Here is a 12,356-nt window from a genome sequence, read left to right on the forward strand (position 1 = left end):
TGGTGCCTCGAGGCCTCGTCGGTGGGCCCCGTCACCCCATGGACGGAGCCACGTGCGAGTTCTCGACATCGGTGCTCGCGGCAGCGAGGGCGCCGAGGTCGCGGACCGCGTAGCGGTGGTGCTCCCACTCCTCCTCGAGGATCGTGTGCAGGCAGGACAGGACGGTCTCGGCGCGATCAGGCGCCCACGGGTTGCGGCGTTCGTGCCCGAGCTGCTCGGGAGTGACGTCGGCGATGAAGTCGCGGACCAGGGCGACGCGGCCCGCGCGGGCCGCGAGCACCTCGGCGAACGTCGGGGTGTCCGTCGTGAAGGCCGACAGGTCCAGGCCCTCGTCGCCCGCGCCCGCATTGGCCAGGCCGAGCGGGTGGTAGGGCTGCTCCACCTGCAGGATCGCCTTGCGCAGCCACACGTCGGTGGCCATGACGAGGTGGCGCAGGGTCTGGGCGAAGGACCACTCTCCGGCGACAGAGGCCTCGACGGTGCCCTCGGGCATGGCCGACGCTCGCGCGACGGTGGCGGCCCACGTGCCCTGGAGCACCTCCCACGCCGCGCGCAGGCCCTCGGGATCGGTGGCGCGGCGCGTGTCGCGGCCCGGGAAGCGCCGGTTGAGCTCGACGTCGACGAACGGCGCGACGTCGACCCCGTTGACCAGGAGGGTGGCGCCGCCCTCGAGCAGCCAGGGCGTGTCGACCTCCACGCCGTCGACGTCGACTCCACGCAGCACGGCGCCCCGCAGGTCGGTGTCGACGAAGCGGGCACCGCGCAGATCGGCGTCGCGGAACTCCCGGGGCGTGGCCGGGTCGGGTGCGGGGGTGGCCGTCATCGCGTCTCCTCGGTGGTCGGTGCGGCCCTTCCGACGCTAGCGGCCGGCACCGACGGTCGGGCCCTACCGGTCGTGGCGTCGGTACCCGGCCGATGGAGCGGGTCGATGAGCGAGGTCGGTGACAGAAAGGGGCGCATCAGCGGGTCGGCGAGCACGTCCGGAGACCTGCGGGCGACGCCGGCCAGCAGGTCGGCGACCTGCACACGTGGGTCGTCGCGAGAGTCGACCGTGACGAGTCCCGCCAGGGGAGAGGGGGATTCGGGCATCGCGCCGGCCAGCGCATCCTGCAGCCGCCGGAGCCGGTCAGCGGTCAGTGCACTCTGCTCGTCGTGCACGACCCTGACCCGGCGCGTCCCGCCGCTCCAGAAGAGCACGGTCTCGGCGAGGGCCGGCAGCAGCGGCTCGAGCGGGGGTGGCACCGAGCGGTCGCCGTCCGCGATCCGTGCCGCCACGTCGGCGACGCGTTCGCGGCGGAGGGCGGTCAGCACGCCGGCGGCGGTCGACGCGTCGGTGGAGCCGACCCTGAGTGCACCGATGAGGTCGTCTCGTGCGCGGAGCAGCGCGTCGACGAGGTCAGCGTCGGGGCGGTGGCGACGCTTGGTGCGCAGGAGCACGCCGAGCGTGTCGAGGAAGGCGAGCCACTGCACCGGGTGACGGCGCCCGGCGCGGAAGAGCGCCAGCGTGGCGGGCCGGTCGCCGGGCACGAGTCGCGTGCCGGCCATGTAGGAGGGCTCGAGGAGGAGGACGTCGACGACGCGGCTGGCGAGGAAGAGCTCCTTGTCGACGACATGCACGTGTGCCCGTCCGCAGAGGCGCTCGAGGAGCCACTCGAGGGCGGCCCGCGCGCCCGGTCCCCGAAGGAGGGGACCCGACTTCACCTCGTGGAGCGACCACCGCACCCCTGACCGGAGCGTGTCTGCGAGGTCGGCCGCCTCGTCGGGACGCAGGTCGAGGCTCGCGTGGGTGAACACCGGCGTCGCGGCGTCGAGGAGGTTGGTGCCGGAGAACCCGGACTCGTCGCAGGCGATCTCCACGACGGCGTGCGACGACGGTCCCTCCGGTTCCTCGGCCGGGGGCAGGCCGCCCTGGGGCGGCAGCCGATGCTCGCTCACCACGCGACCCATGCTCGCCCGCCGGGTGCCACGGCGCCATCGAATTGCTGACGCGCGGCGCTCGACGCCCGATCGGCCCCGGTTCGGCGACGTCAGATCGCCTGCAGCGCCTCGGGGAGGGGCTCGGCGTGAACGACGGTGAGGGCCGACACGGCTCGGGTCAGCACGACGTAGAGGCGGCGCAGGCCGGTGCGCTCGTCGGGCTCGGCGGCCGCGATCGCGGCCGGCTCGACGACGACCGTGCGGTCGAACTCGAGGCCCTTGGCGACGCTCGCCGGCACGACCTCGACCTGGTGGTCCTCGTCGTCGCCGTGGTCCAGGTCGAGGCGCCCGTGGGGCACACCGGCCGTGGTCAGAGCGGCGCTCACGGCGGAGACCATCGCGTCGGGAGCGATGACCCCGACCGAGCCCGGCTCGGCGGCGGCGTCGCGCGCGACCCGGGCAGCCGCGTCGGCGAGGTCGCCCGGCGCCGTGGGGACGACGTCGAGACGCCCGGGGTGGGAGCGGACCGAAACGGGCGCACCGAGGCCGGGGGCCATGGCTGGCAGCAGCCGGGCGGCGTAGTCGATGACGAGGGCCGGCACGCGGAACCCGCGGTCGAGCACGACGAGGTCGTGCGCGTCCTTGCCGAGGTGGCGCATGGCGTCGGTCCACGAGGAGGTCGCCCACGGCGTCGTGCCCTGCGCGATGTCACCGAGGACCGTCGCGGAACCGGTGGAGCAGCGTCGACCGACAGCGCGCAGCTGCATGGGGGAGAGGTCCTGCGCCTCGTCGAGCACGATGTGCCCGAGGCTCGGCACGCGCGTCAGCAGGTCGGCCAGCTCGTCGAGCAGGGCCATGTCGGCCCGGCTCCAGCGCGCGGCACCCTTGCCGCGAGCAGGTTTGTCCCACAGGAGCATCCGCTGCTCCTCGTCGCTGAGGTCGTCCCCCGCCGCAGCGGCCAGGGCATCAGGGTCGGACCACAGCCGGTGCAGCACCGCCTGCGGGTCGAGGGCCGGCCACACGGACGCGACGTACTTCCTCACCGCGGGCGACCTCGCCACGGACTCCTGCACCCGGTCGTCGGGGGCGTCGCCGTCGCGCTCCATCCCGAGCAGCACGTGGTGCGCCAGGCGCATCGGCAGCAGGTCGCGGGCGGCGGAGTAGCGGACGCCGCGCGCGGCCAGCTCGTCGAGGACGTCCTGCACCTCGTACGCGGGTACCCGCCACTTGCGGACGCCGCGCGGCACGACCAGCGCCTCGGTGGCCCGGGTGACCGTGGACCACACCGCCCGGCGCAGCACCGCGGCCAGGCGCGCGTCGCCCTTGAGGGTGGCGACGTCCGCGGGCTCGACGGCCCGGACGCGGCCGTGGTCGAGGAGCGTGTCGATCGTCGCGTGCCCGACGCGGATCTCGCCGAGCGAGGGGAGCACTGCGCCGATGTGGTCCAGGAAGGCGCGGTTGGGACCCACGACAAGCACGCCGGAGCGGTCGAGGCGCTCGCGGAAGGAGTAGAGCAGCCACGCCGCCCGGTGCAGCCCGACGGCGGTCTTGCCCGTGCCCGGGGCGCCCTGGACGCAGATCGTCGTCGTGACGTCGCTGCGGACGATCTCGTCCTGCTCAGGCTGGATCGTCGAGACGATGTCGCGCATCGGCCCGGTGCGAGGTCGTTCGATCTCGGCCGCGAGCAGCGAGCCGCCCTCGCCGTCGTCGTCGGTGGTCGGCGCCTCGAGGTGCTCGTCCTCGATCGCGGTCAGCCGGCCGTGGTCGACCCCGAAGCGACGCCGCAGCACGACGTCCATGGGCTCGAGTCGCGACGCGCGGTAGAAGGCCCTCGACACCGGCGCCCGCCAGTCGACGACGACCGGGTCGCCGGCCTCGTCGCTGACGTGCCGGCGCCCGACGTGGAACGACTCCGCCGGCCGGCCGTCGGGGTCGACGTCGATGCGGCCGAAGAAGAGGGTGGTGCGGGGGTCGTCCTGCAACGAGGCGATGCGGCGGGCGAGGACGCGCGAGAGCACCTCGCCGCTGATCGCGTCGCTGGCCCGCGACGCGTCGAGCGCCTCGGCGGCCTCGCGCATCCGGTTCAGCTCGGCCCGCGCCCGGTCGAGGAAGGCCTGCTCGCGCAGCAGCTCGGCGTGCATCGGTTCGGTCGTCGCAGCGTCGGACGCGGGCATGGCGAAGCCGCCTCTCTCAGGCCGGGGAACGATGGGGGACGGGCGAGCCTACACCTCGGGCGCACGGCGCGGCACCGGCGATTCCGCGATAGGGCGGGCCCACGGCTAGACTTGCGCGGCAACTTCCCACGTCAGAACAGCGACCGGGTCCCGGCGCGTCCGAGGGGCGCTCACCGGCCGGCACACGAAAGCGGTTTCCAGCAGATGGCATCTACGAACGACCTGAAGAACGGCCTGGTTCTCAACCTCGAGGGCCAGCTCTGGTCCGTCGTCGAGTTCCAGCACGTCAAGCCGGGCAAGGGCCCCGCGTTCGTGCGCACCAAGCTCAAGAACGTCCTGTCGGGCAAGGTCGTCGACAAGACCTTCAACGCCGGCGTCAAGGTCGAGACGAGCAACGTCGACAAGCGGACGATGCAGTACCTGTACAAGGACGGCTCGGACTTCGTCTTCATGGACACCGACACCTACGACCAGCTCAACGTGTCGGAGACCACCGTCGGCGACGCCGCGAACTACCTCCTCGAGAACCAGAACGCCATCGTCGCCACGCACGAGGGCGCGCCGCTCTACGTCGAGCTGCCGGCGTCCGTCGTCCTCGAGATCACCCACACCGAGCCGGGCCTGCAGGGCGACCGCTCGACGGGTGGCACCAAGCCGGCCACGCTCGAGACCGGCGCCCAGATCAACGTGCCGCTCTTCCTCGAGACCGGCACCAAGGTCAAGGTCGACACCCGCGACGGGTCGTACCTCGGCCGCGTCAACGACTGACACAGACGACTGATCGGACGCGGAAACCACGTGGCAGCACGCACCAAGGCCCGGGCCCGGGCCCTCGACATCCTCTTCGAGGCCGACCAGCGCGGCATCAACGCCGTGACCCTCCTCGAGGAGCGTCTCGGCGACCGTGAGTCGCGCGCGGGCAACAACCCGTACACGGCCGACCTCGTGCGCGGCGTCGTCGGGCACTGGAACGACATCAACGCCGCACTCACCGACTACAGCCAGGGCTGGACGATCGAGCGGATGCCGGCGGTCGACCGGGCCCTGCTGCGCCTTGGTGCGTGGGAAGTGCTCTGGAACGACGAGATCCCCGACGGTGTCGCGATCTCCGAGGCCGTCGCGCTCGCGACCGAGCTGTCGACCGACGAGTCGCCGTCGTTCGTCAACGGCCTCCTCAGCCGCCTGGCCGAGGTCAAGGCGACGATCGTCTGAGGCGTCCCGCGGCGACGGCGACGTCATCCGACGAGGGGCACCCACCGACCCGGTGGGTGCCCTTCGTGGTCCTGACTCCGACTGCGTAAGTCGAGGTGGAGCCCTCTGGCGACCTGCCGCCGATGCCCCCAGTAGCGCGCGTCAACGGACGCCCTGGCGTATCAGCGCATCCGACGTGCTGCTCTGATCCTGGGGGAATACTGGTCGTGAGGAACGCACCATGGCTGGACGAGAAGTTCTCGGGGGATTCGTCGCACTGCTGGTCGGCGTCGCGGCGCTGACGGCCTGCGAGCGCTCGCCCGCGCCTTCGCGACTCCCGACAACGTCGGTCGACTCCACCGCTGCGAGTCCGGAGTCCTCATCCGAGCCGATCACCGAGACAGCGCAGACGCCTGCGGAGTCGACCGATACGACCGCCGGGGAGACGAGCACGGCGGGAGGCAGTGGCGGCCACAGCACGAGTGGGGAGGACGGCACCAGCGACGGCGGCAGCAGCGGTGCGGGCGGCGCTGTCGGTTCGCCGATCGACGTGCCGACGATCCCGGATCCGCACACCTCGATGGACGGGCTGCGCTCGGCCATCGAGGGCGCCTTCGTCGCGGCCTGCGGCGGTGACGCCCTGTGCGTGCACCTCGAGTACACCGACGGCGCCTGCCTCCTCGGGTACTCGCCCAGCACGACGGCGCCCCGGGGGTCGACCGTGAAGGTCCTGACCGAGTCCCAGGAGGAGTGCGACGCGGCGAACAACGGGACGCCCGAGCCGACCGACGGGTCGACGTCCGAGCCCTCCGACAGCACGACGACGGGCGACGCGTCGGGCGCCGCTTCGGGTGGAGCGACAGAGGGTTCGACGAGCACACCGGCCACCGGACAGGGCGGCGGGCCGTGACCGAGCCCCACCCTGCCGATGCACCCCCGCCGGCCTCGGCGGACGCGACCGTACCCCGGTCCGCAGACCCGGTCGGGGAGGCCGTGGACGGCCCATCGAGCATGCTGCGCGAGCTGCCCGGTGTCACGAAGGTCATCGGCGCGGTCGTGGCGCCCGTCACCTTCGTCACCGCCCTGCTGGTGTACTTCGGCTGGTCGCGCACCACAGCGATGTTCGGGTGGTTCGGGATCGACCCGACGTCCCTCGGGTTCAGCAACACCGACTACCTGCTGGTGAGCCAGGACGGTCTCTTCGTGCCCGGCGTCGTGATGGCGATGCTGGCCCTCGCCGTGCTCTGGTTGGCACCGGCCGTCCGGCGCAGCGGCCGGTTCGGTCCGGACGTTCGTCGCCGGTTCGCGCCCGCCGTCGCCCTCGTCGGCCTGGTACTGGCGACGATCGGCCTCCTCGCGGTCCTCGGCGTCCGTCTGCTCCCGGACCGGGTCGGGGTCGCACCCGGGTGCCTCGTCGTCGGCGTGACACTGCTGAGCTACGCCGCCCACGCCGTTCGTCCACGCCGCCCCTCGTACTCGCGCGTCTCCGGCATCGCCGAGGTCACCGGCCTCACGGTCGTCGTCGCCCTGGCGTCGTTCTGGGCCGCAGGTGACTACTCATCGGCGGTCGGTCGCGAGCGCGCTGCTCAGCTCGCGGCCGGTCTCGACAGCAGCGCGCACGTCGTGGTGTACAGCGACAAGTCGCTCGGCATGCCGGCCGACCACGGGGTACGCGTCCTGCGCTGCGCCGGTGGCGGCCAGACCGCCTATGCGTTCCGCTACTCGGGACTGGTGCTGCTGCTCAACACCGACGGCCAGTACGTGTTCCTGCCCGTCGGATGGACTCGCACCGACGGGAGCGCCGTCGCCGTGCCGCGGGGCGACGGGATCCGGCTCGACTACCGCAGCCCGGGATCGAGCGACGCCCTCCCGGCCAGCTGCTGACGGCCCTCGGCCGAGGGGCGGACCGGGTCAGGCCTCGCGGGTGGCGGCGGCGATGGCGAGCAGCTCGGCGGCCGCCTCGCTCGGGCGCTGGCTCGGGTTCCACACGGCCCGGATCGAGCGCGGCATCGTCAGGTCGACGACGGGCACGGCGACGAGCCGGCCCGAGCGCAGGTCGCCGCGCACGGCGAGCGCCGACAGCACCGCCGGCGTGCCGGTCGTGACGACCGCGTCGCGGACCGCGCCGGTGGAGGACAGCTCCAGCGCCGGCGGGGCGTGACCGGGCACGGCACGCTCCCAGGTGCGCCGGGTACCCGAGCCCGCCTCGCGCACGACGAGCGGCGTCGCGGCGAGCTCGGCAGCGGTGATGCCGCGTCGTCGCCTGGCCCACGCGTGGTCGCGCGGCACGACGACGACCAGCGCATCGGAGGCGACGGTGCGCCGGGCCAGGCCTCGCGGCACGGTCGGTCCCTCGACGAACCCGAGGTCGACCTCGCCGGCCGTCACCGCCGCGACGACGTGCTCGGAGTTGCCCGGGAGCACCCGCACGCGCAGGCCGGTCGTCGAGGCGCGCAGCGCGCTGGCCCAGCCGGGCAGCAGGCACTCGGAGACCGTGTTGCTCGCGGCGACGCGCAGGACGCTCTCGCCGGCGCTGCGCAGGCCGGTCACACCGTGCTCGAGGGCGCGGGCGGCGTCGACGACGTCACCGGCCCAGGTCACGACGAGCTGCCCTGGGGCCGTGAGCTCCACGCCGCGAGACGTGCGGGTGAAGACGGCGACACCGAGCACCCGTTCGGCGGTTCGGACCCTCGTGCTCATCGCCTGCTGGCTGACGCCGAGCTCGTCGGCGGCGGCGGAGATGCTGCCGCGGCGGGCGACCGCGAGCAGGGCGAGCAGCTGGCCGGTCTCGGGCACGTGGCTCAGGTCGGAGGGCACGCCACCAGACTACGCTGCCACAACGTCTGCGTTGTGGCACCACGCGTCGTGCGCGCTTCCGCCCGACGCCTCACGCCCGTGAGGGTGGACCCGTGACGACACCCCTGCTCACGTCCACCGTCCCGACGCCGTCCGCCACGTCTCCGGTTCGACGCGTCGACGGCCCGGCGCTGCCACCGGCAGGGCCCGCGTGGTTCCCGTCGGTCATGGGCACCGGCATCCTCGCGATGCTGCTCGCGACCTACGGCAGCGGCGGCCCCCTGCACGCGGCGGCGGCGATCCCGCTCGTCGTCGCCTGGCTGCTCCTGCTCGGGCTCGGAGGCGGCTTCGCGGTCCGGGTCGTCCGCAGCCCCTCGCGACTACGAGCCTCGCTGGCGACCACGTCCGACCGGGCCCTGTGGGGGACCGTCGCCATGGGCGTGATGTCGGTCGGGTCGGCGACGCTGGCCGTCCTGCCGGGACGCGGCTCCGTCGCCGTGGCGCTCGTCCTGTGGGCGATCGGCAGCGTGCTCGGCCTCGTCACCGCGGTCGGCTTCACGGCCGAGCTCGTCCGGGGCGCCGCGGGGAGGCCCTCGTTCGTGTGGGGCCTGCCGGTCGTGCCGCCGATGGTCTCGGCCACCGTCGGTGCCGCCCTCGTGCCGCACCTGTCCGACCACCCCGGTGGCGCGGTTGCGCTGCTCGCGGTGTCGGCGGCCTGCTTCCCCGCGGCGCTCGTGCTCGGGGTCGTCGTCTTCGCGGTCGGCTACCACCACCACTGGCGGGTGGCGCCGGTGCCACTCGCGGCCTCCACCTCGGCATGGATCCCGCTCGGCATCGTCGGTCAGTCGGTCGCCGCCGCCCAGGCGCTCGCGGCGGCCGCTGCGCCGTCACTCACGTCCGGCGTCGCGTCGGAGGTGCGCTCGCTCGCGGTCGCCTACGGCGTCGTCGTCATCGCTCTCGGTGCCCCGCTCGCCGCCTGGGCCGTGGGCGTGACCGTCCGCGGGTTCGCGCGCCGGATGCCGTTCGCGCCGGGCTGGTGGTCCCTGACCTTCCCGGTCGGAACCGTGTCCCTCGGGCTGCACCACCTCGGCGGCACGAGCGGGCAGGCGTCCGTGGTCGTCGCGGGCGGCGTCGTGCTCGCCGTGCTCTGCGGCACGTGGACCCTGTGCGCCGGCGCGACGGTCCGTGCCGTCGCCGCCCCTGTTGTCCGCGTTCTCACGGAGTGGCGCGGTGTCGGGACCGGTGCCGGGGCGCGTTAGACTCCGTGGCCGAAGACATCCTTTAACCACCGTCCTGTGAGGCGGGGAAGGAGGTCCAGCGGCTGTGACCTGCCCTGACCTGAGTGCGCCTGCAACCAGTCCGAGCACCCCTCCTGACGCCAGAGACGTCATGAGCGAGGGCGACATCTCCCGGGCGCTGCGGCGCATCGGTCACGAGATCCTCGAACGCAACCGCGGCGCAGACCGCCTCGTCCTGCTCGGGATCCCCTCTCGCGGAGTGCCCCTCGCGCGTCGCCTCGCCGCCTGCATCGAGCAGGTCGAGGGCACGCCGGTGCCTGTCGGCGAGCTCGACATCACGCTCCACCGCGACGACCTGCGGCGCAACCCGGTGCGCACCGCGCACCGCTCGCGCATCCCCGACGGTGGCATCGACGACCGCGTCGTCGTCCTCGTCGACGACGTCCTCTACTCCGGCCGTACGATCCGCGCCGCCCTCGACGCCCTCTCCGAGCTCGGCCGCCCGAGCGCCGTGCGCCTCGCGGTCCTCGTCGACCGCGGCCACCGCGAGCTGCCGATCCGCGCCGACCACGTCGGCAAGAACCTGCCGACCTCCCGCGAGGAGCGCGTCCACGTACGCGTCGCCGAGGTCGACGGCGTCGACACCGTCAAGATCAGCGGGGGAGAGGCCCGATGACCCGCCACCTCATCTCCTCGGCCGACCTGAGCCGCCGCGACGTCGAGGACATCCTCGAGACCGCCGCGTCGATGCACGACCTCCAGCGCCGCGAGGTCAAGAAGGTGCCGACCCTGCGCGGCCGCACCGTCATCAACTTCTTCTTCGAGGACTCCACGCGCACCCGCAGCTCGTTCGAGATCGCGGGCAAGTGGATGTCGGCCGACACGATCAACCTGTCGGCCAAGGGCTCCTCGACCTCCAAGGGCGAGAGCCTGCGCGACACCGCGATGACCGTCGACGCCATGGCCGTCGACGCGCTCGTCATCCGCCACAACGCCTCGGGCGCCTGCCACCAGGTGGCCCAGTGGGTGCGGTGCAGCGTCATCAACGCCGGCGACGGCACGCACGAGCACCCGACGCAGGCGCTCCTCGACGCGTACACGCTGCGGCACCGGATGGGCGAGCTCGACGGCAGGCACGTCGCCATCGTCGGCGACCTCACCCACTCGCGGGTCTTCCGCAGCAACGTCATCACGCTCAAGACGCTGGGTGCGAAGGTCACCGTCGTGGCACCCCCGACGCTCATGCCGAGCGGCATCGGCGCCTGGAGTGCCGCCGACGGCTTCGCCACGAGCTGGGACCTCGACGAGGTCCTCGACGGTCGCGGCGAGCACGGCCCGGTGGACGCCGTCATGATGCTCCGCGTGCAACGCGAGCGGATGAGCGGCGGGTTCTTCCCGACGCCACGCGAGTACACCGTCGGCTACGGACTGACGCGCGACCGCCTCGAGACCCTCGTGGCGCGCAACCCCGACGTCCTCGTGCTGCACCCCGGCCCGATGAACCGCGGCCTCGAGATCGCGCCTGAGGCGGCCGACGCACCGCAGTCGGTCGTCCTCGACCAGGTGTCGGCCGGCGTCGCGGTGCGGATGGCGGTGCTCTACCACCTGCTCGCCGGCGACGACGCGCCCGGTCCGACACCGTCCGCCCCCGCTGCTGTCCCCGCGACCGAAGGAGCCGCCCGATGACCCCCCTCGTGATCCGCGGGGCCCGCCTCCTCGGGGCCGAGGCGGCCGACCTGCTCGTCGTCGACGGCGTCGTCCGCGAGGTCGGCACCGTCGACGCCCCGGCCGACGCCGAGGCGCTCGACGCCGACGGACTCGTCGCCCTGCCCGGCCTCGTCGACCTCCACGTGCACCTGCGCGAGCCGGGACGCGAGGACGCCGAGACCATCGCCACGGGCTCGGCCGCGGCCGCGGCCGGCGGTTACACGGCGGTCTTCGCGATGGCGAACACGAACCCCGTCACCGACACGGCCGAGGCCGCCGAGCGCGTCCTCGACCTCGGCCGGGCCTGCGGGCTCACCGAGGTCGTGCCGGTCGGTGCGGTCACCAAGGGCCTGGCCGGTGCCGAGCTCGCCGAGCTCGGCCTCATGGCCCGCTCCCGCGCCAGGGTCCGCGTCTTCAGCGACGACGGGCACTGCGTCAGCGACGCCCGCGTCATGCGTCGGGCGCTGGAGTACGTCAAGCCGTTCGGCGGCGTCGTGAGCCAGCACGCCCAGGACCCCCGCCTCGCAGGCCCGGACGCCTGCTGCCACGAGGGCGAGGTGTCCGGTCGGCTCGGCCTGCCCGGCTGGCCCGGCATCGCCGAGGAGTCGATCGTCGCCCGCGACGTCATGCTGGCCCGGCACACCGGCTCGCGGGTCCACGTCGCCCACGTGTCGACCGCCGGCACCGTCGAGGTCATCCGGTGGGCCAAGGCGCAGGGCATCGACGTCACGGCCGAGGTGACCCCGCACCACCTGTTCCTCACGACCGACCTGCTCATGGGCTACGACCCCGTGTACAAGGTCAACCCGCCGCTGCGTCCCGCCGAGGACGTCGAGGCCCTGCGCGCGGCGCTCGCCGACGGCACCATCGACGCCGTCGCCACCGACCACGCACCGCACGCCCGACACGACAAGGAGCACGCCTTCGTCGAGGCCGCGTTCGGGATGCTCGGTCTCGAGACGGCCCTTTCGGTGGTCAGCGAGGTCCTCGTGCGACCCGGGCTGCTCGACTGGGCCGGCGTCGCGCGCGTCATGTCGGCCAACCCGGCACGCATCGGGGGCCTCTCCCACCAGGGGCAGGCCATCACCGCTGGTGCCCCCGCCCACCTGACCCTCGTCGACCCCGACCGCGAGGTCACCGTCGACGCCGCCGCGAGCCGCAGCCGCTCGCGCAACAACCCGTGGCACGGACGCACGTTCCGCGGGGCCGTCGTGACGACGGTCCACGCCGGACGCGTCACCCACGACGTCCGCAACGGCGCGGGCACCGAGCGAGACACGCAACGACAACTGACGACCGCGACTGGAGCCCACCTGTGACCACCTCGACCCCG

General features: G+C 73.5%; 12 protein-coding genes. 8 read left to right on the top strand and 4 right to left on the bottom strand.

Annotated elements, in window-relative coordinates:
- Window positions 1–31 precede the first annotated feature (31 nt).
- The 3 genes from AC3A5R_RS21020 to AC3A5R_RS21030 form a co-directional block, all read right to left on the bottom strand.
- On the bottom strand, window positions 32–823 hold the full coding sequence (locus AC3A5R_RS21020) for a DinB family protein (protein ID WP_487622721.1): 792 nt from the start codon (window positions 821–823) through the stop codon (window positions 32–34).
- Window positions 820–1,935, bottom strand: coding sequence for a DUF3800 domain-containing protein (locus AC3A5R_RS21025; protein WP_487622722.1), 1,116 nt, complete (start codon window positions 1,933–1,935; stop codon window positions 820–822). Before AC3A5R_RS21025 ends, AC3A5R_RS21020 begins: the two co-directional genes overlap by 4 nt.
- Window positions 1,936–2,027: 92 nt before the next feature.
- Window positions 2,028–4,091 (bottom strand): HelD family protein, encoded by a 2,064-nt coding sequence (locus AC3A5R_RS21030; protein ID WP_487622723.1) that lies wholly within the window; start codon window positions 4,089–4,091, stop codon window positions 2,028–2,030.
- Between the two features lie 204 nt (window positions 4,092–4,295).
- Between AC3A5R_RS21030 and efp the strand changes: the two genes are divergently transcribed.
- From efp to AC3A5R_RS21050, 4 genes are all read left to right on the top strand, one after another.
- Window positions 4,296–4,859, top strand: coding sequence for an elongation factor P (gene efp, locus AC3A5R_RS21035; protein WP_323101757.1), 564 nt, complete (start codon window positions 4,296–4,298; stop codon window positions 4,857–4,859).
- A 30-nt stretch (window positions 4,860–4,889) separates the two neighbouring features.
- Complete coding sequence (gene nusB / locus AC3A5R_RS21040; RefSeq protein ID WP_487622724.1) at window positions 4,890–5,303, top strand: transcription antitermination factor NusB; 414 nt, start codon at window positions 4,890–4,892, stop codon at window positions 5,301–5,303.
- 220 nt (window positions 5,304–5,523) lie between these two features.
- Entirely contained in the window at window positions 5,524–6,192 is a 669-nt protein-coding gene (locus tag AC3A5R_RS21045; protein WP_487622725.1) for a hypothetical protein, read from the top strand.
- Between the two features lie 83 nt (window positions 6,193–6,275).
- Window positions 6,276–7,166, top strand: a complete 891-nt coding sequence (locus AC3A5R_RS21050; RefSeq protein ID WP_487622726.1) for a hypothetical protein — start codon at window positions 6,276–6,278, stop codon at window positions 7,164–7,166.
- A 27-nt stretch (window positions 7,167–7,193) separates the two neighbouring features.
- Here the strand turns inward: AC3A5R_RS21050 and AC3A5R_RS21055 are convergent, their stop codons facing one another.
- Window positions 7,194–8,099: a LysR family transcriptional regulator gene (locus AC3A5R_RS21055; RefSeq protein WP_487622727.1), complete on the bottom strand. Its 906-nt coding sequence runs from the start codon at window positions 8,097–8,099 to the stop codon at window positions 7,194–7,196.
- Between the two features lie 92 nt (window positions 8,100–8,191).
- Between AC3A5R_RS21055 and AC3A5R_RS21060 the strand changes: the two genes are divergently transcribed.
- The 4 genes from AC3A5R_RS21060 (at window position 8,192) to AC3A5R_RS21075 (ending at window position 12,342) form a co-directional block, all read left to right on the top strand.
- A complete protein-coding gene (locus AC3A5R_RS21060) occupies window positions 8,192–9,337 on the top strand; it encodes a TDT family transporter (protein WP_487622728.1) in 1,146 nt (381 codons plus the stop codon).
- A gap of 64 nt (window positions 9,338–9,401) precedes the next feature.
- Window positions 9,402–9,992, top strand: coding sequence for a bifunctional pyr operon transcriptional regulator/uracil phosphoribosyltransferase PyrR (gene pyrR / locus AC3A5R_RS21065; RefSeq protein ID WP_413785816.1), 591 nt, complete (start codon window positions 9,402–9,404; stop codon window positions 9,990–9,992).
- Window positions 9,989–11,002 (top strand): aspartate carbamoyltransferase catalytic subunit, encoded by a 1,014-nt coding sequence (locus tag AC3A5R_RS21070; RefSeq protein ID WP_487622729.1) that lies wholly within the window; start codon window positions 9,989–9,991, stop codon window positions 11,000–11,002. The genes pyrR and AC3A5R_RS21070 overlap by 4 nt, the downstream gene beginning before the upstream one ends.
- Window positions 10,999–12,342 (top strand): dihydroorotase, encoded by a 1,344-nt coding sequence (locus AC3A5R_RS21075; protein ID WP_487622730.1) that lies wholly within the window; start codon window positions 10,999–11,001, stop codon window positions 12,340–12,342. Before AC3A5R_RS21070 ends, AC3A5R_RS21075 begins: the two co-directional genes overlap by 4 nt.
- Window positions 12,343–12,356: the final 14 nt, after the last annotated feature.

Source organism: Intrasporangium sp. Soil_C_50 (genome assembly GCF_057656595.1).

Excerpts from the sequence above, each read along its gene's own strand:
- AC3A5R_RS21075 (WP_487622730.1), top strand. The coding sequence starts at position 10,999 with ATGACCCCCCTCGTGATCCGCGGGGCCCGCCTCCTCGGGGCCGAGGCG.
- AC3A5R_RS21030 (WP_487622723.1), bottom strand. The coding sequence starts at position 4,091 with ATGCCCGCGTCCGACGCTGCGACGACCGAACCGATGCACGCCGAGCTG.
- AC3A5R_RS21070 (WP_487622729.1), top strand. The coding sequence starts at position 9,989 with ATGACCCGCCACCTCATCTCCTCGGCCGACCTGAGCCGCCGCGACGTC.
- efp (WP_323101757.1), top strand. The coding sequence starts at position 4,296 with ATGGCATCTACGAACGACCTGAAGAACGGCCTGGTTCTCAACCTCGAG.
- AC3A5R_RS21045 (WP_487622725.1), top strand. The coding sequence starts at position 5,524 with ATGGCTGGACGAGAAGTTCTCGGGGGATTCGTCGCACTGCTGGTCGGC.
- AC3A5R_RS21020 (WP_487622721.1), bottom strand. The coding sequence starts at position 823 with ATGACGGCCACCCCCGCACCCGACCCGGCCACGCCCCGGGAGTTCCGC.